The organism is Pseudomonas sp. MWU13-3659 (genome assembly GCF_023757525.1).
Classification (GTDB): domain Bacteria; phylum Pseudomonadota; class Gammaproteobacteria; order Pseudomonadales; family Pseudomonadaceae; genus Aquipseudomonas; species Aquipseudomonas entomophila_E.
Window position 1 is genome coordinate 166173 of sequence record NZ_JAMSHW010000003.1, and the last position, 22021, is coordinate 188193.

General features: G+C 68.6%; 9 protein-coding genes. 7 read left to right on the forward strand and 2 right to left on the reverse strand.

Annotation, left to right across the window (positions count from 1 at the left end; genetic code table 11):
• Window positions 1-109: 109 nt before the first annotated feature.
• Window positions 110-12706 carry a filamentous hemagglutinin family protein gene (locus tag NGM28_RS05775; protein WP_252089086.1) on the reverse strand — a complete coding sequence of 4199 codons (12597 nt, stop codon included), beginning with the start codon at window positions 12704-12706 and terminating at the stop codon, window positions 110-112.
• 299 nt (window positions 12707-13005) lie between these two features.
• Entirely contained in the window at window positions 13006-14166 is a 1161-nt protein-coding gene (locus tag NGM28_RS05780; RefSeq protein ID WP_252089087.1) for a substrate-binding domain-containing protein, read from the reverse strand.
• A gap of 373 nt (window positions 14167-14539) precedes the next feature.
• Between NGM28_RS05780 and NGM28_RS05785 the strand changes: the two genes are divergently transcribed.
• The 7 genes from NGM28_RS05785 to glcF all read left to right on the forward strand — a co-directional run bounded on the left by NGM28_RS05785 (window position 14540) and on the right by glcF (window position 21917).
• Window positions 14540-14695: a hypothetical protein gene (locus tag NGM28_RS05785; protein ID WP_213657233.1), complete on the forward strand. Its 156-nt coding sequence runs from the start codon at window positions 14540-14542 to the stop codon at window positions 14693-14695.
• A 3-nt stretch (window positions 14696-14698) separates the two neighbouring features.
• Window positions 14699-15175, forward strand: coding sequence for a DUF2059 domain-containing protein (locus tag NGM28_RS05790; protein WP_252089088.1), 477 nt, complete (start codon window positions 14699-14701; stop codon window positions 15173-15175).
• 125 nt (window positions 15176-15300) lie between these two features.
• Window positions 15301-16884 (forward strand): GGDEF domain-containing protein, encoded by a 1584-nt coding sequence (locus NGM28_RS05795; RefSeq protein WP_252089089.1) that lies wholly within the window; start codon window positions 15301-15303, stop codon window positions 16882-16884.
• Between the two features lie 267 nt (window positions 16885-17151).
• Window positions 17152-17928: a ParA family protein gene (locus tag NGM28_RS05800; RefSeq protein ID WP_252089091.1), complete on the forward strand. Its 777-nt coding sequence runs from the start codon at window positions 17152-17154 to the stop codon at window positions 17926-17928.
• A 198-nt stretch (window positions 17929-18126) separates the two neighbouring features.
• A complete protein-coding gene (gene glcD, locus NGM28_RS05805) occupies window positions 18127-19626 on the forward strand; it encodes a glycolate oxidase subunit GlcD (protein ID WP_252089369.1) in 1500 nt (499 codons plus the stop codon).
• Window positions 19626-20678: a glycolate oxidase subunit GlcE gene (gene glcE, locus NGM28_RS05810; RefSeq protein ID WP_252089093.1), complete on the forward strand. Its 1053-nt coding sequence runs from the start codon at window positions 19626-19628 to the stop codon at window positions 20676-20678. The genes glcD and glcE overlap by 1 nt, the downstream gene beginning before the upstream one ends.
• Window positions 20679-20687: 9 nt before the next feature.
• Window positions 20688-21917 (forward strand): glycolate oxidase subunit GlcF, encoded by a 1230-nt coding sequence (gene glcF, locus NGM28_RS05815; protein WP_252089095.1) that lies wholly within the window; start codon window positions 20688-20690, stop codon window positions 21915-21917.
• Window positions 21918-22021 lie beyond the last annotated feature (104 nt).

Sequence of the window (22021 nt, forward strand, 5' to 3'; positions counted from 1 at the left end):
ACCAGGTAGTCACCTGTTCGAGGAGTGTTCGACCGGTAGAACGGCGTAACGGCGGTTCGCCGGCAAAGCCGGCTCCTACAGGGGGCGGCTTTGCCGGTGGAGGCGCCCCTCAGAGCAGCAGGTTGCCCCGTTCCTCCTCGGTCAACTGGGCTTTCGTCTGATCGTCCAACGCCCCGGCGCCCAACACCTGCACCGGGCTCTGGCGGTTGTACTGCGGATTCAGGCTCGCCCCGTCCTGCCCCGGCACCAACCTTTCCCCCCCAAAGCCCAGCACCTGTACGGTGATCACCGACGGCTGCCGCGCCCGGGCCGCCGACTGCTGCTGCCGGCCAGCCTCCTCCGCCGCCTGGGTGGCCGACGAGGCCGCCGCGCTGGCCGAGGCGATCGCCCCGGTGTTCACCGACGCCACCACCGGCATGCCCTTGGCGTCGCCCTGCACCTGGATGTTGGCGGCGTTGACCACCTGCAACGCGGCGATATTGACGTTGCCCGACACGCGGATCCCGGCTTCGCCGGCATCGATGGTGCCCAACGGCGCGATCAGGTCGATGTCACCCGGTGGCACCTCGGCAATCGGGTTGAGCGTGGCGATACCGGCACCGGTGCTAGGCACGCTCGGCGCCAGGCCGACGTTGCCCCACAGGTCGTAGGTGCGCTTGGGCGGGGTGTAGACCACGGTGGTCTTCGAGCCACGGCCGGCGTTGATGTCGCCAGCGGCCGACCAACCGAGAATCGAGCCCCCAAAGGTGGTCATGATGCGGCTCTGGCCAAGCAGGATGCTGCCCTGGGCATACAGCTGGATATCGCCACTGCCTTGGGTGATCACCCCGGCGCTGGACGGTGGCGCCGCGCCCTCTATGCCGAACACCTGCTGGCCGCCCGGGGTCAGCACCTGGATATCGCCACCGAAGTCGGTGTGAATGCCGGAGCCACCGTAGAACGTGGCGTTGCCGCTGTAGCGGATCAGGTTGCCGGCCACGTCCTGCTCGGGGAACAGCGCGGCGATGGCCTGGCGCCCGCGCAGGTAGCTGCCGGTGCGTGGGCCATCGAGGTCGTTGTACTCGCGCCCGCCCTCGCGCAGTTCGGCGAAGTACACCTGGCGGGCGAAGATGCGCTGCTGTTCGGCGGGCAGCGTGGCGAACAAGGCGCGGGCCGCTTCGCCGTCACCTTCGAAGGCGTAGCGCTCGCGCAACCAGGCCTGCAACGCGTGTTCGTAGACCTTCACGACCTTGTCCGGTTGCCCGCTCAGTGGCTGCGACGGGTCGGCCAGGCGTGCTGGGTCGAGGTAGCGGCGCAACAGGCCACTGTAGTCCGGCCCATGTTCGCCGGCACCGACGATCAGCGCGATGGAGGCACCATCGCTGCCGCCGCCGCCGACCCGGCCGATGCTGTTGATCGCCGCTTCCTGATAGGCCGAACCAACGCCCTGCCCCGACTGGAACAGGTTGCGCCCGGCCACCACTTCCAGCAGGCCGGGGCCTGCGACGCTGAAGGTGCTCAGGCGAATATCGCGCCCCGCACTGACCAGCGACACGTCGTTGCGGTCGCCGTGGATGATCAGGTTGCCGGTAGACTGCACCGTGCCCTGGTTGCTGAACCGCGAATGGGCCAGTTCACTCGGTGCGTCACGCCGCCCCTCCAGGGGTACGCCGGCATTGACGATGTCGCGCCCGGCCATGATCCGCGTCGGCCCTGCGCCCTGGTACAGCTTCAGGCCGCTGCCGCTGAAGGTGATCAGCTCACCGGTGTTCAGGCCAACGATATCGCCCTGCAACGCGTAGAAGCGCGAAGGCGCGCGCGGATCCGCCCCCTCGAGCGAGTAGGTGTTCAGGCCATAGGTGTACAACGGGTAGGTGCCCCGCTCGACGGCCAGGTCACCATGCAGGTTGCCGGCCTTGGTCTGGCCATTGGTCAAGCGGCCCAGGAACGCCGGGCGCTCCGGTGTGGCGAGCGGCCTGCTGTCGGTGCCGGCCTGGCTGATCACGTAGCCACCGGCGTAGATCGAGTTGCCGGCCAGCAGTTGCAGTTCGGTGTTGGCCGACGGCGCGGTCATCAATGAGTAGGCTGAACTCTGGAAAATGCCAATGTCGGCGGCGGAGCTGCCGTAGTAAAGGCTGCCATTGGCCGCGACCGCGCGCAGGGCAGTCGGATAGAACAGGCGCCCGCCATCGAGCGACAGGTTGGCGCTGGCGCTGCTGCGTTCGTGGGGCGCCACCACCGGCACCAGGTTGCCTCCCGCGCTGAGCAGGTCGACCGCGGTGTCCGCACGCCACAACGAGAACCAGCTGAAGCCATCGGCCTTGTAGGCCCGGCCATCGTCGCCCGTGAACGGCAACGTGTTGTACTGCGCCACCCGGCCGGCATCGCCGACACCTTGCACCACCACATCGCCGCGCGCCTGCAGGCGCACCGCGCTGTCGCCCGGCGTCAGTACCAACCCACCCAGCGCCCTGGCACGGGTGGCGGTGTAAGGGTCGTAGGCGCGGGACTCGTGGGTATCGTGGAAGTTGTTGTAGCTGCCGTATTGCTGCTGGACCACCCCGACGCTCGCCGCCTCGACGCCCAGGGCGCCGCGCAGGTTGACCAAGGTGCCGGCCAGGTCCGTATTGGCCTTGGCGGCCGCGACTGCACCGAGCCCCGGGTTGAGGCCGCCCGCCACGCGCAGGTCCAGGTCGCCGCCACCGGTCTGTACCACCTGACCATCGGCGGCAACCCGGCCGCTGCTGGCCACTACCAGGTCAAGGCCCTGGCTGCGCTCGATGTCGGCCAACTGCGCGCCGCTGGCCTGCAGCAAACCCGCATCCCCGCCCACCGAGACGGCCAGGTTGCCGCCGCCCAAGGTACCGATGCCGGTGAAGCCGACCAGCCAGGGGTCGACGGGGTCTGCGCCAGGCTTCTGCGCATAGGTGCCGAAGTTGATGCCCCAGGCGGCCGGCGTGCCAGCCTCGCGCTGCCCCTGGCGCCACAGCCAGTTGCCGACGGCAGCCGTGGCCTGCTGTGGACGGACGCCGCCCGCCTCCTGCTTGCCGACCATCAGGTTGCCGGTCAGGTTGCCGCCGGCCTCGATGCGCACGTTACCGCCCTGCTCCGGGTACCAGGCGCGGAAATTCTGTGCGGTCACCGCTTCATAGGTGGCGCCGGGCGCGCCCAGCAATGAACCGTCGGCTTGCTGGCCACGGGTGATCACGTGCGGGTCGCGGCCGTCGACGAGCATCGCCGGGGCCTGGGTGCCGGCGGTGTAGACGCCGAACAGCGAATCCATGCGCCAGTCGCCGGCACTGATCAGGTCCAGGTCGCCGGTGCCGGTACGCAGCACGCTGAACAACTGGGTGGTCGGCGTGACCACGATGCGTTCGGGCTCGGGCTTCGGCTGGCCGGGGTCGTCGATTTCGCGGCACCAGTCGGGCACCAGTTGGCAGAACACCAGCTGGTCTTCGGTCACCGGGTCGCCGGCCGGGAAGCCCGCGCCGTTGTCCGGCGCCCAGACGATGAGCTTCTTCGGCGGCGCGGCCACGCACCAGTCGGGTACCAGTTCGCAGAACACCCGTTGGTCCTCGGCCACCGGGTCGCCGGCGGGGAAGCCCGCACCGTTGTCCGGGGCCCAGACCAGGCCCGGCTTGGGCGCGGTCGCCGGCACGCACCAGTCGGGCACCAGCTCGCAGAACATCAGCTGGTCCTCGGCCACCGGCTCACCCGCCGGGAAGCCCGCGCCATTGTCCGGCGCCCAGACCATGCCGGTGCCCGGCGCGGGGCCGCCGCCACCGGTCTTGACCTGGCCGGCGATGTAATGCTGGTCGGCCAGGCGCAGCAGGCCGGCATCCGGCTCCGGACGGGTCAGGCGACTGTCGGCGGCGTCCAGGTCGGCACCGGCCACCAGGCGCATGGACCACGACTGCGAGCCTTGCGGCAACATCTGCGCCAGGGCCCAGTTGCGGCCCTGCTGGCCATTGACCCTGGGGCGCAGTTCGATCAGGTCGACGCCTTCGGCCAGTTTCACCTCGGTGCCGGCCGGCAGCCGGGAACCGGCTGCCAGCGGCAAGGCGCCCCGCTGGCCGAGACCGCCCTCGGGCAAGGCGACGCCCTTGTTCCAGGTACCGCCCTGCACCGCCACCGCCACCGGCAGGCGGCTGCCGGCTTCCAGGCGGCTGCCCTGGGCCAGGGTGACCGCGTCCTTGAGCAAGGTGCCGGCCGCGTACAGCAGGTTGCCCGCCTTGTCGTACACCGCCGAGTCGAGCACGGTGCCGGCCGGCAGGTTCAGCGCCGCCGCCAGGTACAACGCACTGGGCAGGCGGGTGTTGGCCGGCAAGGTGGTGTCGGCGAACGGCAGGTCGAAGTTGAGCACGCTGCCCCCCGGGTAGCGGGTGCCTTCGGCCAGTTCGACGCCGCTGCGCGGGATCACCAGGTCGCTGTCGAAGGGCTGCTTGCCCGGCAGCAGCAACCAGCCACGGCCATCCATGCGCGCCTCGTCGCTGGCGAACTCCGGCGGCGCGAAACCGTCGTTGATGCTGCCGTAGATCTCCAGGTTGCCGCCGGCCCGCAGCACCAGGTTGCCGACCTCGCCCGAGCCGTAGGCCAAGGTTTTCCGGAAGGCCGGGTTGAGGCTGGCGTAGCGATGGCCGGACAGGTCCAGGTCGCCCTGGACGATCAGGTCGGTGCCCTTGTCGACGGTCGCGATCTCCACCTCCGGGCGCAGGTGCAGGGCCTGGGCGTAGGTGCTGTTGTTCAGGCCGGCCAGGCGGTTGTCGAGCAGGTCGCGGTTGCCCAGCAAGGCATTGATGAACAACTCGCTGCGCTGGTGCTTGGCGTCGAGATAGGCCTGGTCGATGGCCTGGAACGGCCTGCCGCTGGCCGCGATGCCGCCGTTGGGCGCATCGGTGTAGCGCTGGCTGCCCACCACCGCGATGCTGCGCGCCCCGAGAATGTTCAACGGCCCGCGGGCCTCGATGGCGATGTCGCCGGCGATATCGCTGACCAACCGCGGGGCGGTCAGTTGCAGGGTACCGAGTGCACGCCCGTCATGCTGGCCCGGACCGCTGCCGGTACTGGCCGTGGTGCCATGGCGCAGGTCGAAGGTCGCCCCGCTGGCCAGGGTCAGTTGCCCATTGCCACTGCTGAGCTCGATCAACGCCCGGTTCGGTGCCTCGATGATCGCGCCACGGCTGTCGACCCGCAGCACGCTGCCATGGGCGTCCAGCTGGCCGCTGCCCATCACGGTCAGGCCCTGCTTGGCGGCCAGGCGGATGCTGCCGACCTGCTCGCCGCTGGCATCGACCCGGCCGGCGACGGTCAGTTGGCCGTTGTCGAGGGAAACGCTGATGTCATGGGCCTTGAGCTCGTTGCCGATCACCAGGTCGCCCTGCCGGATCTGGAACGCTCGGCCGCCGAACACCTGGTCACGGTTCAGGCGCTGGTTGAGGCCGGCAAAGTCGTCCAGTTGCCGGGCGCGGATATCCACCACGCCCTGGGCGTAGGGCACCAGGGTGCCGCCGGCGTTGTAGCGGCCACTGGCGGCGCCAAGGTTCTGCCCGAGCAGTTCGACGCACCCGCTCCGCTCGCCCAGGGCGATTGCGCTCAGGCGCCCGGCGCGGTTGTTGCTGGCGCTGAGGTCGACCCACGCGCCAGCAGCCTGGCGAATATCACCGTCGCGGCTGCGCAGCGCCAGGTCGCCGCCCCAGCTGTAGCGGGTCACGTCGTTGAACGTCAGGGCACGGCCCGCCAGGTCGATCCGCGCGTGGTCGCCCAGGGTCAGGTCGCCGTTGGCCTCGAGGGTCAGCTTGCCACTGGGTAGGCTGAAGGTGCCATCGACGAACAGGCGCTGGCCGCTCAAGGCCAGCTCCGCACCCAGGCTGTCACGACCGCTGGCCAGGGCCGTGCCACCGCCCTGCACGGTCAGCTGGCCACCCGCGACGATGCGGTTGACCGAACCGGCACTGCCGGTCCAAAGCGGGGTGCTCACCAGCAGGTCGCCGCCGCTGAACTGGAAACTGTCGCCGACGAACGCGCCGCGCTGGTGATGCACACGCAGGCTGCCCTTGTGGTTGGCACTGATCTGGCGGCTGGCCTGCAGGGTGACGCGGGTGAAACCCAGCACCTGGCGCGCCATGTCGTCGCTGCCCTGGGGCTGGCTGTTGGGGCCATAGCCAAACGCCAGGCTGCCGACCTGGATATCCAGCACCCCGTCGCCACTGCCGGCGCCCCCGGCGATGGGGGTGCCCGGCAGGTGGCGTGCGCCGTTCCAGATCAGGCTGTCGGTGCGCAGGGTGGCCCGGTCGCTGACACTGCCATGGCCGTAGATCGCCGAGGTGCCGAGGATCAGGTCGTGCAGGCGATTGCGGCCGGTCTGGCGGTCGTAGGTGTCCAGGGCGGTGGTGCCGAAGAAATTCAGCGAGTCGGCGGCCGACAGGCTCAGGGTCTCCAGGGCCGGTACGCCGGCCTGGGTGTCGCCACGCAGCAGGCGGTCGAGCACGCTCTGGTTCAGGGTCAGCCCGTCACCCAGGGTGCCCGCCGCCTTCGCAGCCGCCAGGGCCTCGGCGGAACCGACGTTGATCCGGCCCACCGCCAGCCCCAGGTGCCGGGTACCGAAGCGCACCCGCTCATCCAGGCTGAACGCCTTGTCGGTGGCGGCGAACAGCGAACCTTCCGAATACAGCCGGGTGCTGCCCTGGCAGGCCCCGCCGGGGCAGTCGCCGATCAGGATGCTGCCTGGCGCGAAGAGTTGTCCGGCCACCGCCGGCAGGACATCGAGGCGCCCGTTGGATACCGCCAGCAGGCCATGCTGGCTGGGGTCGATGAGGAAACCGTCATTGGCATCGTAGGGCACCCGGCCCTGGCCCAGGGTGTCGATGGCCGCGCCCTGCTCGACGACGATGGCGCCGCCGCTCCTGCTGGTCGAGAGGAACACCTCGCCCGCCCGCAGCTCGGCGCCGGAGCGCACGCGGATGGCCGTGGTGTTTTCGGTGAGGCTGAGCATGTTGCCGCCCTGGCCATAGTTCACCTGCGGACGGGCACCGATGCTCAGGCGTGGCGCCTTCAGGGCGTTGAGCTCGCTGGCGAGGATCCGCGTCAGGTCAACCGTGTCGGCCCGGCCGCCGGCCCCTGGGCCGAGGATCTCCAGGTGCTCGGCGCCCATGACGGTCACGCTGCCCGGGCGCCCGCCCTCGGCGGCGGCGAAGTTGGCCTGCCCTGCAAAGCGCAGGGTGCTGGCGGCGTCGTCGTTAGCCCGCAGGCGCAGGGTCAGCCATTTGCCATCGGCTTCGGTCGCGGCGCGCGGTACGCCCTTGGCGGCGGCATCGGCGGCGACGAAGCGGGCATAGGGGGTCTCGTTGTACTGGGCGTAGCGCCGCAAGGTGTCGGCGGCGGTGAGGATGACCTGGCTGGCGAGCGGTTGCCGGACCGTGGTGTTGGCCACCGACAGGCTCCCCGAAGTGGTCCAGGAACCGTTGCGCATCGCCAGGCTGCCGGCTTGCGCCCCCGCCTGGGCCAGGCCGTTGAGTTCAACCCGATAAGCGCCCGGCAGCAGGGCATAGCTGGCCGGCAGCAAGGTGTAGGTGCCGGCGGCGAGGCCTGGCACACCGTGGTCGAGGGTGATCCGCTGGCCGATGGCCGGGTCGGCCGCGCCGGAGGCACCCGCCAGGGGCGCGTAGTCCTGCGCCAGCCCCGGCACGATGGCGTAGACCGGGTTGCTCGACAGCGACGGCAGCAGCAGCCGGCCATTGCCGTCCAGTTGCACCAGCGGGTGGTAACGCGCATCGGTGGAGCCACCGCGCCCCGAGACGAAACCCGCGCCGGTGAGCTCGCCGCCACCGGACAGATCGACCAGCGCCCCGGCCTGCACATCCACCTGCCTGGCCCCAAGCATGACGCCGTGCGACGTGTCGCCCGCCGCGCCAAGCAGGCTCACCGCCTTGCCGCCATACAGATAGCTGAGCCCGTCGAGGGTGCCGCCGTAAGGCATCAGCAGGCCGGCGGCGCTGACCGAGGTGATACTGCCCGGCAGCAGGCGCAGCAATTGCACATCACCTGCCGCGCTGCGTGCCTCGGTACCCAGGGCGACTTCACCGAGCGGCGCGCGAACCACCCCGCCCTGCTCCACGGTGCCGCCCTCCAGGCGCACGCGACCGAATACCGACTGCGGTACCGCAGGCGTGGCGGTGCCGACCCTGCCGATACGCAGGGTCGCATCCAGGCCCGCCGCGACAGCGCCGAACGCCCCCGTGACCGGATAGATCTGCGCGGCGAGCAGTTCAAGGTCGGCGTTGCTGGTGAAGCGCCCGCGATCAACGACCGGGTTGGAACTGCCCAGCAAACGGATATCGCCTTCGCTGCGCAGGTGCCCCAGGGCGAAACCGCGGCGGTCGAACTGCAGGCTCTGGCCACCGGCCAGGTTCAGGCGCCCATGGGCGCCCAGGCTGACCTCGTCACGCAGGTCGAGCAGGTTGGCCTCGACCTGCAACAGCGCCTCGCTGGCGCGTTGCGACTGCCCGCCCTTGACTGTGGGGCGGGTGGCCAGGTCGCTGCTCTGGTGCGTGCTGCCGGCCAGCCGCACGTAAGGCGCGTGCAAACGTACCCGGGTTTCACTGGCCGCGCCTTCGGCGAGCACCAGGGAGCCGGCGTACAGGCGCAGGTCCTGGGCCATTCCCAGGTCGACATCGCCGGCGAACGCCAGCACGCCGTCGCTGAGCAGCGCCAAGCTGCCGAAACCGCCGGCCTGGATGCGCTCGACGCTCAAGCGCCCCTGGCCATAGCGCAACGGCCCTTGCTCGGCCATGCCGGCGTGCGGCTCGAGCACCAGTTCACGGGGAGCGACCAATCCATCCAGCAATGCCCGGTTGAGGTACAGCCCGGTGTCCAGCGCCACCGCCAGGCTGCCCGACGCCGCGCCCTGGCCGCCGGAGGCAGCGCTGAGCTCGCCGTCCAGGCGCAGGCCATTGTTCGACGCCAGGCTGATGCTGCCCCCCGCACTGGCGACCTGCAGTGGCCCCTGGCCGCGTATGTCGAGGGTCGCCTGGGCACCGTCGGCACGCAGGCGCGAGCCCGGCTCGAGCACCACGAACAGGTCGGCCGCCTCACTGACGCCCTTGGCCTGGTCGAGGTTGCCGCCGATGACGATGCTGCCGCCGGCATCCACCCGGCCATAGCGCCGCCCTTGGCTGTCCAAGGCGGTATAGGCGCGACCGCCGGCGTCGATCAGCGCCTCGCCCCCCAGGTGGATCGAACGCTGATGGGGCGCCTCGGTAATACCGGAAGCCGCCAGCGGCGGGCGCTCCTGCAACAGGCTCACCGCGCCGCCCGGTGCTTGCAGGCTGCCGCCCAGCGTCAGTTGCGCAGTGCTGCGCAAGGCGATCGATTGCAGCGGGTCGACACTGATCGCGGCGCCCCGGCCCACCACCAGCGCCGCCGCTTCGCGCTTGGCCAGGCCCAGCATCACATCACCCGCCGCCAGGCTCAGGCTGGCACCGCCGCGCTGGCCCAAACGGCCTTTGACAGCATCTTCCTGCAACAGCGGAGGCAGCCACAGCCTGGGCTGGTCGAGCACCGCGTCACCGGCATCCAGCAGTTCCACCGGCCGGGTCACCTGTACCTGGCTGCCCTCTTCCACTTTCAGGCTGCCACTGGCCCGCACGTTGTACTGGGCAAAGCCCAGCGCGAAGAAACCCTCGGGGAGATAGACACCGGCGGTGTCGCCGCGCGGTCCGCCGATCTGCACATTGCCACCGCGGATGTCGAGGGTGCCGGCCCCCGTGCTGCCATACCCTCGCAGCTCGCCACCGAGCTGCAATCGGCTGTTGCCATCACTGCTCCCGGTGCTGTCGAAATACGCCGTCTGCAAGCTGAGATTGCCGCCGCTGCCGCCGAGCAGCCGATTGGTATCACCGCGTACCACGCCACCCGAGACATCGAGCAGGCTGCCCTGGCCCAGCACCAGGTCACCGGTGCTGCGCAGCACCAGGTTGCCGCCATTGCGCCAGGCGCGTTCACTCGCGTCGCCGTGGTCGCTGCGCACGCCACTGGCATCCAGGCGTACGCCCGGCGCGATGACCACCTGCGCCCGCAGCCCCGCCGGCGTTGCCAGTGCCTGGTCGACCACCGCGCCGGCATTGAGCTGGCCAAGCACGTTGCCCAGGCGCAGCGTGCCGCCCCGGGCGACCAGGTCGGCATCGACTTGCACCTGGGTGCCATGCAACGCCAGTTGCCCGCCATCGGCCAGGCGCAGCCCATCGGCAACCTCGACCCGTTCGCTGGCGGCCACGCTCAGGCCACCCAGGGCGAAACCGTTGAGCAAGCCGGTGTCCAGCACCAGGCGACCACGCCGTGCCTCGTCCAACGGCGCTTGCAAGGTCACGCCCGCGCTGTCGCCCCGGGCACCGTCACGCAGCAATACCTGGCGCAGCACCGGGTACAGGCCATGGACCAGCTCCTTGCTCGACGCCTGGTACAACGGCACCTGCTGGCCAACGACCAACTGCGCGCCACGGGCCTGGGCGGTATGTGCCTGCTGGTAGCCATCCAACCCGGCCACGGGGGCCTGCTGCTGGCGCTGGTCGCGCCAGGTCTCGCCGATCAGCTGGCCATCGAGCAGCGCGGCCTGGGTGGCGACCACCAGGCTGCCGGCATCGCGGCCCACGGTGTAGCCCTGTTCGAAACGCTGCCCCGGGGCGATCAGCGGGTTGTGGAACAGGCGGGTCTGGCTCCAGCGCGCGCTGGTCTGCTCGAAACCCTGGTGGACACCGGTGTACAACAGGTCGCCCGGCGCACGGGACAGCTCGTACAGATGACCATCCTCGCCGCGCAGCCAGCTCTGACGGATGACGCCGTCCTGCACGGCCAGGGTGCCGCCGGACAGGTTGAACCGGGCCCCCGCGCGGGTCACCAGGTCCTGGCCGGTGAAGGTCACCGTGCCGCCCTGGGCCATCCATTCGCCGACGCTGTGGTTGCGCGTGCCCAGGTAGCCGCCAACCTCCAGCAAGCCCCCCGCCGTGTACCAGCGCTCGCTGGCATAGCCGTTGACTCCGGCGGCGACATGCACCAGCTCACGCACATCGACCCAGACATCGCTGTTGATCAGGCCGCCCTTGTCGCGATTGCCGGCCGCATCGCGCTGTTCGTTGCCCTGCACATTGATCTTGATGAGGTTGCTTTCCATCGCCACCTTGACGCCCAGGGCGCCGGCCACGTCGATGCCCGCGCCATCCGCCACCAGGCTGCGGCGGCCCGCGCTGACCGCCACCTGCCCGCCCGTGGCGAGGGTCAGCGACCCTTCCTGGAAGTGCACGGTGCCGCCGCTCACCGCCTCCACCCGCGATTGTTCGGGGCGGTCGACGACCGTGCTGAGGTTGTCGAAACGGCCCGTGGCCAGGTTGCCGGTACTGCCATTGACCAACGCCCGCGAAGCCTCACGCTGGCTGTCCAGGGCACTGCTGTCGTCGAGCAGCACGGCGGTCACGCTGCCCTGGCCGAAGGTCACGCTGCCTGTGCTGTCGCTGGCCGCGTTGAGCAGGTGGATACTGCCACGGCGGTCCACGGCGGTACTGGCCAGGGCCACGCCCTCCTGGCGCACCTGGTGGCCGGTCAGGGTGATATCGCCGCCTGCGGCCTGGATCAGGCCACTGTTGACGACCGTGCCTGCGCCGCTGTCGCCGCGCAGGCTGCTGGCCACTTCGTTGCCACGGGTGGTCGAGAACTGATTGACCTCGGTGCCCCGCCCCCGACGGATATAGAAGTCATCGCCCGCCGCCAGGGTCGTCTGGCCCTTGGGGCTGGCAATCTGGCCGTCGTTACGGACCTCGCTGCCCAGCAGCAGCACATAGCCGCCACCTGCGGTGGAGGTCGCCGGCTCCCGAGTGTGGATCTGCGCGCCGCGCTCGACCACCACCTTGCCACCTGCATTGACGAAGGTGGCCAGGCTGGCGCTGTTGTCGACATACAGCCCGCGCTGGCTGAACTGCTCGTCGTTGATCTGGGCTGCAGCAGCCACCAGGTTGCGCACGTTGACCTGGCTGGCGCCGTTGAACACCACGCCGTTACGGTTGACCAGCATCACCGTGCCGGCGGCTTCGATCTGGCCGTGAATCTGGCTGGGCCGGGCATTGGGGTCGTTGACCCGGTTGAGCACGGCCCACTGCGCCTGCTGGTCGAAGGTCACGGTGGTGTCGCGGCCGACGTTGAATGTCTCCCAGTTGAGGATGGCTTTGTCCGCAGTCTGCTCGATACGCACCTGGGTCTTGCCGCCGTTCTGGGCCTGCTGCGGCGCCTTGGCGTTGAGCCAGCCTTGGGTCAGCGGGTTTTCGTCGACTTTCAGGCCGCCCTCGCCCAAGCCATTGGGCACCACCTGTGGCTGCACCTGGGCCAGGGTTCGTCCGTTGGCCTGGGCCGCCTGCTGCGCGGCGATGGCGGCGACCGTGTTGTTGAGGTTGCTGACCGAGTGCTGGAACTGCTGGTTGATCCGTTGCTGCTGGGCCAGGGGCGGTGGCGAGCCCGGCTGCGGCAGGCCAGCGGCACCGCCGGAAGCTGCAGCCGGCGCGGTCGAGGCGCCCTTGGCGGCGAACCAGGCCGCGCTGAACGCCTGGCCCGCCTGGGCGCTACCCGCCAACAGGAACAAGGCAATGGCCTGGGCCAGGGGCTTGAGCAGCAGGGGTTCGCCGCACGACTTGCCACGCGGTTGCACGGCTGGGGCTGGGGAGGCTGGCTGGGGCATGCCGCGCGACATCGCTTCGGTTCCTTGTGCTGGGTGATGGCGGCGGTGATGCCGCTTTGCCATAAGGCGCTTGGGGCGGTGAGGGACCGAAGGTTTGTCATGCAAAGTTCATTTGCTTGCGGTAGGGGGGATTTCGAGGTGGTCGGCGGGAGGGTTTGGCGCCTATCAGATCGGGCGCCGCAGGCGCGGCGCTCGATCTCCAGGGCGCTGCAAGCCCCCCGCCAAACACCTCGCAAGGCCAACACAAAAACCGGCAGTGCCCTACAGGCCACTGCCGGCTCAAGACCGACGGGCGGTTTCAGCTACCCGGATTACAGGCGGCCGATACCGTTGCACACCGCGCTGTTGTTGATGTCCAGGCCATCACCATAGGCGTTGTCCAGGAACACCTTCTTGATCTCGGCGGCATAGGTGGCCGGCAGATTAACGAAGGTGTGGGCGGTGATCAGGGTCGACTTGCTGCCGCTGTACAGGTCGTTCAGGAAGCCACGCACGGCAGTGGCGTCGGCGGCATCCTTGTAGCACTGGCCAACCAGCAGGTTGGTGTAGCCCACGATCGGGTAGCCCGAGAGTGGTACCGGGCGGTCACCCGCGGCGGAGCCGAAGGTCGGCACCCACTTGCTCGGCTGCACACGGTCGGCAAACGTGCCCGGGGCCACGGCGGTGCCGAGGGCGGTCTGGGCGTTGGCGGCGGTCGGCAGCGGCGCGGTGCCGGCGGCCAGCGGGTTCTTGCTGACGCGGGCAACCACGGCGTTGTTGCCTGGGTTGACGTAGTCAGGGCTGATGTAGCCGATGCTGCCGTCGGTGGCGTTGACCTGGGTCATGACGTCACCGCTGCCGTTGACGCCTTTCCAGGTGGCAGGCACGGCGCTGAGCTTGGCGCTGGAGAAGGTGCTGCTGACCTTGAACTGGGTCGGGCAGGAGTCGTTCAGGAAGCGGGTCAGCAACTCGGTGGTGCCGCTGCTGCCGGAGCGATAGACGATGGTGATCGGGGTGTTGTCAGCGGTGTTGAGCAGCTGGCCCCAGGTGGTGGCCGAACCCGAGAACGCGGCGCACAGCTGGGCACCGCTCAGCTGCAGGGTGGTGTTGCCGGCTTTCTTGTAGGGGATGGTCACCGAGGTGCCCACGGATGGGATCTGGATCAGTTTGCCCCAGGCACCACCGCGCAAGGCGTCAGCGTTGTAGTCGTTGATCTCGGTAGCGCTGAGCACCGAGTCGCTGCCGGCGTATTCGACGTTGGCGCCAGCCTGGTTGACCGCGCCACCGTTGTTGAACAGGAAGGCGGTCTTGCCACCGCCGCTGCCGACACCGACATAAGTGAAACCGGCGGGCAGGATGCCGGCCAGGGCGCCTTTGCCGTTGTACAGCGGCTCAGGCAAGGTGGCACCGCCACCGACAACAGCGGCCATGGATTGGGCCGAAGCCAGGGTAGCAGCCACCAGGGAGGCGGCGATCACAGTACGCTTAAACATGAAGCAATCTCCTATCGTCGTGTTCATACGTTGAGTGGGTCGCGCATTGCATGGCCACAGGCCGCACACCCCGATCCAGAGGGGCTCAAGACCTGTCCACGGCGCCAACATTCGCAGTTTGTGGTGACAGGGAAAGGAAAAAACATCGGGAGTTCGGCGAGGTTTTTCTCGGGACTGCGAGGCTTATGAGCGGCTGTTTTACGGGGTGTTTCAAGCAAGCGCAGGCACACCGGGAGTGCCGCCTCCAGAGGATCGCGCCGCGGGACTCGGGAGGTCGGCAGGCGCACAGTGCGAGGCGAAAATCGTTTACCATCGCCACCTTGTGCGAACCGGTGGTCCGGCACCGAACGAAGTGGCGAAAGGAACCTTGAAGATGCAGCGAATGATCCAGTTCGTGGCGGTGGTCGTGGCATGCACGCTCATCGGCGTGGCATGTGAGCACTACGGCGTGAACCAGTACCTGAAATGGCTGTTGATGAGCCTGCCGGCGATTGTCTGGGTACGCCTGCGCAACCCGGCAAAGGGCTAGACCATGCCTCGCCTGCCCAGACTCCTGCTCCCTGTGCTGTTGCTTGCCGCCCTTGGCGCCTGCGACCAGAAACCGTCCCGCGAGGAAAAAATCCTCGCCAGCCTGCCGCTTCAGGAAGCCTACGATCACAACATCAGCCGCATGGCCGAACTGCTGGCCACGACCCACGGCCAGGTACCGCAGGACAAGATCAAGGAAGTCCTGCGCAAGCACCTGACCGTCGAGGACCAACGCCAGGACCTGTTCAAGCTCTACAGCGAAGCGCATTTCAGCGACGCCGAGTTCGACCGCATCGTCGAAGTGACCCGCGACCCGGCCAAGGCCAAGGCGTTGGCCGAGACCGACGAAGGCAAGCGCCTGAGCGACAAGCTGACCGATTTGATGCGAGAAAGCGCCAACGACCCCAAGGTGCAGGCAGTCGCCGAGGAGCGCATGCAACAGGTGGAGGACGAACTGAAGTCCCTGGAACAGGCACCTTGACCCCACCCAGGCCTTGAGGCGGCACATCCGCCTCTTCCTGCATCGCGTAGCCGATGATTCCCATGGCCGAATACCACCATTACGCGTAAGGTTGATCACCTTTTCGCCCGCCAGTGAGACCAGGATTGCCACACGCCAAGCACGGGCTGCGCCTGGACCTGCGCACGCTCATTTTCGTTCTCTGCGCCCTCACCGCCTTGGTGATGCTGTTGACCAGCTATTTCGCCAGCTACCGGGTGCAGCGCCAGTTGCTGATCGACCACTCGCTGGAAGCCAACCGCGTGTATGCCGCCAAACTGGCCGCGATCACCGAGACGTTCCTGGGCAACGCCTTGCAGCAGCTGGCCTTCAGCGCCGACGTGCAGGGCCGCCAACTGGAAGACCGCGCCGCCCTGCAAGCAGAGACCGAACGCGTGCTGCACCAGAGCAACGCCTTCAACTCCACGTTCCTGATCGATGCCCAGGGCACCCTGCGGGCGATCTCGCCGGCCCCGCTGCGCCATCTCGTCGGCACCCTGTCCACCTCGCCCGGCGCCCAGGAGGCGCTGCGCGAACGCCGCACGCTGGTGTCGACGGCCTTTCTGTCAGCCGCCAACAACCTGGTGGTGGTGCTGTCGCAGCCCATCTACGATGCCAACGGCCAGTACCAGGGCTATGTCGGTGGCAGCCTGTACCTGCGCGAGCACAACATCCTCACCAGCCTGCTGGGCGAGCACTACTACCAGGATGGCTCCTACCTCTATGTGGTCGACCGCAATCGTCGCCTGCTGTATCACCCCGAGACAGGGCGCGTGGGCACGCAGGTGACCGGCAACACGCTGATCGACCAGTTGGGCGAATTGCACGCAGGCACGCGCCGGGTGGTCAACAGCCAGGGCGTGGAAATGCTCGCCGGCTTCGCCACGGTGCCCAGCACCGGCTGGGGCGTGGTGGCGCAGCAGCCACTGACGGCGACGGTTGCCCCGCTACGCCACCTGGTACTCAGCGTGGTCGGTACTTCCGCGCCGCTGGCATTGCTCGGTTGCCTGTTGCTGTGGTGGTTGGCGCTGGTCATCGTGCGCCCGCTGTGGCAACTGGCCGCGGCGGCCCGAGGCCTGGACCGCTCCGGCACCGCCGAGCGCATTCACCGGGTGCGTGCCTGGTACTTCGAGGCCGCCGAGCTCAAGCGCGCCCTGCTGTTCGGCCTCAACCTGCTGCAGGAGCGCATCGGCCGGCTCAACCGCGATGCCCAGACCGATCCGCTGACCGGGCTGGTCAACCGCCGCGGGCTGGACTTCGCCTTGTCGCTGCTGCAGGCCGAAGGCCGCGATTTTTCTGCCATCGTGCTCGATGTGGATCATTTCAAGCGGGTCAACGATGGCCATGGCCATGAAGTCGGAGACGCGGTGCTGCGCCGCCTGGCCGAAATGATGCGCGGGGCTTGTCGCGAAGGGGATGTGTTGTGCCGGACCGGGGGCGAGGAGTTCCTGATGCTGCTGCCGGGCGCCAGCCTGGAGGCGGCCGTGGCCGTGGCCGAGCGCCTGCGGCTGGCGGTGCAGAACACCGCCATTGCACCGGTGGGCGGCGTCACCGTCTCGCTGGGGGTGGCGCGCTGGCAGGCTGCGCCCGACAGTGAGCCTGGCGCCACCCTCAAAGCCGCGGACCGTGCGCTGTACCAGGCCAAGCGCACAGGTCGCAATCGGGTTTGCAGCCTTCAGGCCGAACGCTGAGCCCCTTTGGGTACAGCTGATCGGGCCCTACGCCTAACCCTGTAGGAGCGGCTTCAGCCGCGAAAGGGCCACAAGGCGGCCCCCCGGCAATCTTGCTCGATTCTCAAGCTCAGGGGCCGCTACGCAGCCCTTTCGCGGCACAAGGCCGCTCCTACAGGTTCGCGCAAGGCTTGAGGTTAGACATGTAACAGTATTTGTCTTAAAACTGTCATGTCATGGTCATAGGATTGACCACGAACTGACATTTCCCTTCAAGGATGACCCACCATGCGCCGCGTCGTGTTCAACCAGAAAGGCGGAGTCGGCAAGTCCAGCATCGCCTGCAACCTCGCCGCCGCCAGTGCCGCCGAAGGCTACCGCACCTTGCTGGTGGACCTTGACCCGCAGGCCAACGCCACCTGCTACCTGACCGGCCTCGCGCTCGACGCCATCCCCGCCGGCATTGCCGACTTCTTCCGCCAGACCCTCGCCCCAGACCCCGCCACCGGCAAGAAGCACCGCGTGGCCATCACCGAAACCCGCTACGACAACCTGCACCTGGTCACCGCCAGCCCGGAGCTGGCCGGCCTGCTGGGCAAGCTGGAAAGCAAATTCAAGATCAACAGGCTGCGCAAGCTGCTGGTGACGTTGTCGGCGGACTACGAACGGATCTATATCGACACCCCACCCGCGCTGAACTTCTACACCATCAGCGCCCTGATGGCCGCCGAACGCCTGCTGATCCCCTACGACTGCGACAGCTTCTCGCGCCAGGCCCTGCACGCGGTGATGGCCGAGGTGGAGGCGCTGCGCCATGACCACGATGCCACGCTCGAAGTCGAGGGTATCGTGGTCAACCAGTTCGCCGCGCGCACCGCGCTGCATCACACCCTGGTGGAACAGCTGCGCGGCGAAGGGCTGCCGGTACTGCCGGTGTACCTGAGCAGTTCGATCAAGATGCGCGAGTCCCACGAAGCGGCGACGCCGCTGGTGCACCTGGCGCCTCGGCACCGGCTGGCGCAGGCGTTCGTCGAATTGCTGGATGTGCTGGAACGGGCGGCCTGATCGCTACCTGTAGGAGCCAGCCTTGCTGGCGAATGCAAGGCGTAGCCTTGCCTGCCAACACCGCGTAGCGCCTTTCGCCAGCAAAGCTGGCTCCTACAGGGCCCGTACGTGCTAATGGATTCAAGACTCGACGAAATCGCTTTTCGCGCCCAGGCTGCTGGGATGCTGGACAACAACAAGAAGCCACCGAGCGACCCCATGAACATCCTCTACGACGAGCGCATCGACGGGCCAATGCCCAGCGTGGACAAGGCCGCGCTACTGGCCGCCCTGCGCACCGCCCTGCCCGACCTGGACATCCTCCACCGCGTCGAAGACCTCAAGCCCTACGAGTGCGACGGCCTCTCGGCCTACCGCACGCTGCCGCTGCTGGTGGCGCTACCCGAACGCCTCGACCAGGTGCAGGCCCTATTGCGCCTGTGCCACCAGCGCGGCGTGCCGGTGGTGGCACGCGGCGCCGGCACTGGCCTGTCCGGTGGCGCGCTGCCCCTGAGCCAGGGCATCCTGCTGGTGATGGCGCGCTTCAACCGCATTCTCGAAATCAACCCCCAGGGCCGCTTCGCCCGCCTCCAGCCGGGCGTGCGCAACCTGGCGATCTCCCAGGCGGCGGCGCCGTTCGGGCTGTACTACGCCCCCGACCCGTCCTCGCAGATCGCCTGTTCGATCGGCGGCAATGTGGCGGAAAACGCCGGGGGCGTGCACTGCCTGAAGTACGGCCTGACCGTGCACAACCTGCTCAAGGTCGAGATCCTCACGGTCGAAGGCGAGCGCCTGGTGCTCGGCGGCGACACCCTGGACAGCCCGGGTTTCGACCTGCTGGCGCTGTTCACCGGTTCAGAAGGCCTGCTCGGCATCGTCACCGAAGTGACCGTCAAGCTGCTGCCCAGGCCGCAGGTAGCGCGGGTGCTGCTGGCCAGTTTCGACGATGTCGGCCAGGCCGGCCGGGCGGTAGCCGAAATCATCGGCGCCGGGATCATCCCCGGTGGCCTGGAGATGATGGACAACCTGGCGATCCGCGCCGCCGAAGACTTCATCCACGCCGGCTACCCGGTGGACGCCGCGGCAATCCTGCTGTGCGAGCTGGACGGCGTCGAGGCCGACGTGCAGGACGACTGTGCCCGGGTCGACGCCGTGCTGCGCGCCGCCGGCGCCCGCGAGGTGCGCCTGGCCTGCGACGAAGCCGAACGCGTGCGCTTCTGGGCCGGGCGCAAGAACGCCTTCCCCGCGGTGGGCCGGATTTCGCCGGACTATTACTGCATGGACGGCACCATCCCGCGCCGCGAACTGCCCAAGGTGCTGCAAGGCATCGCCGCGCTCTCCAGCGAATATGGGTTGCGGGTGGCCAACGTGTTCCACGCCGGCGACGGCAACATGCACCCGCTGATCCTGTTCGACGCCAACCTGCCCGGCGAGCTGGAGCGGGCTGAGGCCCTCGGTGGCCGGATCCTTGAACTGTGCGTGGCGGTGGGCGGCAGCATCACCGGCGAGCATGGCGTGGGCCGCGAGAAGATCAACCAGATGTGCGCACAGTTCAACGCCGATGAAATCACCCTGTTCCAGGGGGTCAAGGCGGCCTTCGACCCCCGTGGCCTGCTCAACCCCGGCAAGAACATCCCCACCCTGCACCGCTGCGCCGAGTTCGGCGCCCTGCACGTGCACCACGGGCAACTGCCCTTCCCCGACCTGGAGCGGTTTTGATGAGCAGGGACCGCGACATCAGCCAGGACCTGCTGGCGCAGGTCAACCAGGCACTGAGCCAGGGCACCGCGCTGCGCATCCAGGGGGGCAACAGCAAATCCAGGCTCGGTCGCCCGGTCGACGGCGAAGTGATCGATACCCGCAACCACCGTGGCATCGTCAGCTATGACCCAACCGAGCTGGTGCTGACCGCCCGTGCCGGCACGCCGCTGCAAGACATCGAGGCCACCTTGCAGGCGGCCGGGCAGATGCTGCCCTGCGAACCCCCGCACCTGGGGCCCCACGCCACCCTCGGCGGCATGCTCGCGGCGGGCCTGTCGGGGCCTCGGCGCCCCTGGGCCGGCGCGGTACGCGACCACGTACTGGGCACGCGCCTGATCACTGGCCACGGCAAGCTGCTGCGTTTTGGCGGCGAGGTGATGAAGAACGTCGCAGGCTTCGATGTCTCGCGCCTGATGGCCGGCAGTTTCGGCTGCCTCGGGCTGATCACCGAAGTGTCGCTGAAGGTGCTGCCCCGCCCTCGACAATGCCTCAGCCTGCGCCTGGAAATGCCCGTGCCTCAGGCCTTGACAGAACTGGCCGAATGGGGTCAGCAGCCATTGCCGATCAGCGCTGCCTGCCATGATGGCGAGGCGCTCTACCTGCGCCTGGAAGGTGGCGAAGGTTCGGTGCGCTCGGCCCGTGAGCGCCTGGGCGGCGATGAGGTGAACAATGGTTTCTGGAGCGACCTGCGCGAACAACGCCTGGCATTCTTCCAGGACTCGGCACCGCTCTGGCGGCTGTCGCTGCCCAACGCCACGCCCGAATTCGAGCTGCCCGGGCCGCAACTGCTCGACTGGGCCGGCGCCCAGCGCTGGTTGACGTCGGATGCGCCGGCGGCGTTCATTCGCGCTCAGGTAGCGCGGTTCGGCGGCCATGCCACCGCCTACACCCCCGGTGACGACAGTGCCGCCCCGCTGCCCGCGGCATTGATGCGCTACCACCAGGCGCTGAAACGGCAACTCGACCCCCGGGGGCTCTTCAACCCTGGGCGCCTGTACCCGGACCTGTGAGGCCGCGCCATGCAAACCCACCTGAGCGACGCCGCCCGGCAACTGCCCCGTGGCGAAGAAGCCGAAAGCATCCTGCGCAGCTGCGTGCACTGCGGCTTCTGCACGGCCACCTGCCCCACCTATCAGTTGCTCGGCGACGAGCTGGACGGGCCGCGTGGGCGCATCTACCTGATCAAGCAGGTGCTCGAAGGCGAGCCGGTCACCGCCAGCACGCAGCTGCACCTGGATCGCTGCCTGAGCTGCCGCAACTGCGAGACGACCTGCCCGTCCGGAGTGAAGTACCACGACCTGCTCGATATCGGCCGCGCCGTGGTCGACCAGCAGGTGCCACGCCCCATCGGCCAGCGCCTGTTACGTGGCGCGCTGCGCGCAGTGGTGCCTCGCCCGGCCGCGCTCAAGGTGCTGGTGCGCGCCGGCCAGGCCTTGCGCCCGCTACTGCCAGCCGAGCTCAAGGCCAAGCTGCCCGCCGTGATCGATGCGCCAAGGCAACGCCCACTCTTGCGCCACAGCCGCCGCGTGCTGCTGCTCGAAGGCTGCGTCCAGCAGGCCCTGTCGCCCAACACCAACGCTGCCGCCGCGCGCCTGCTCGACCGCTTGGGCATCAGCGTAGAGCCCGCCCGCGAGGCCGGTTGCTGCGGTGCGGTGGACTATCACCTGGACGCCCAGGCACAGGGTTTGCAACGCGCCCGGGACAATATCGACGCCTGGTGGCCCGCCATCGAAGCCGGCGCCGAAGCCATCGTGCAGACCGCCAGCGGCTGCGGCGCCTTTGTGCGCGACTACGGGCACCTGCTGGAGAGGGACCCGCGTTATGCCGCCAAGGCGGCGCGTGTCAGCGCGCTGTCTCGCGACCTGGTGCAACTGCTGCAGGCCGAGCCACTGGAGCGCCTGGGCCTGTGCGCCGAACAGCGCCTGGCCTTCCACTGCCCTTGCACCCTGCAGCACGCCCTCAAGCTGGGTGGCGCGGTAGAAAGCCTGTTGACCCGCCTCGGTTTCCACCTCACGCCCGTGCCCGACGGCCACCTGTGCTGCGGTTCGGCGGGCACCTATTCGCTGACCCAGCCGGTGCTGTCACGCCAACTGCGCGACAACCGCCTCAATGCCCTGGAAAGCGGCAACCCCGAGGTCATCGCCACTGCCAATATCGGCTGCCAACTGCACCTGGACGGTGCCGGGCGCACGCCCGTGCGGCACTGGATCGAAATCGTCGAGGCCGCCCTCGCCCCGAAGGTACTGTAAGGAGGCCTGTAGGAGCGGCTTCAGCCGCGATGCAGGCGACGCGGTGCCTGGTACCTGCATCGCCTGCATCGCGGCTAAAGCCGCTCCTACAGAGGTCGCGCCAA

Bases quoted from the DNA above. Each gene is read 5' to 3' on its own strand.
- NGM28_RS05785 (WP_213657233.1), top strand. From the start codon at position 14,540: ATGCAGCGAATGATCCAGTTCGTGGCGGTGGTCGTGGCATGCACGCTC.
- NGM28_RS05780 (WP_252089087.1), bottom strand. From the start codon at position 14,166: ATGTTTAAGCGTACTGTGATCGCCGCCTCCCTGGTGGCTGCTACCCTG.
- NGM28_RS05800 (WP_252089091.1), top strand. From the start codon at position 17,152: ATGCGCCGCGTCGTGTTCAACCAGAAAGGCGGAGTCGGCAAGTCCAGC.
- NGM28_RS05790 (WP_252089088.1), top strand. From the start codon at position 14,699: ATGCCTCGCCTGCCCAGACTCCTGCTCCCTGTGCTGTTGCTTGCCGCC.
- NGM28_RS05775 (WP_252089086.1), bottom strand. From the start codon at position 12,706: ATGTCGCGCGGCATGCCCCAGCCAGCCTCCCCAGCCCCAGCCGTGCAA.
- glcF (WP_252089095.1), top strand. From the start codon at position 20,688: ATGCAAACCCACCTGAGCGACGCCGCCCGGCAACTGCCCCGTGGCGAA.
- glcE (WP_252089093.1), top strand. From the start codon at position 19,626: ATGAGCAGGGACCGCGACATCAGCCAGGACCTGCTGGCGCAGGTCAAC.
- glcD (WP_252089369.1), top strand. From the start codon at position 18,127: ATGAACATCCTCTACGACGAGCGCATCGACGGGCCAATGCCCAGCGTG.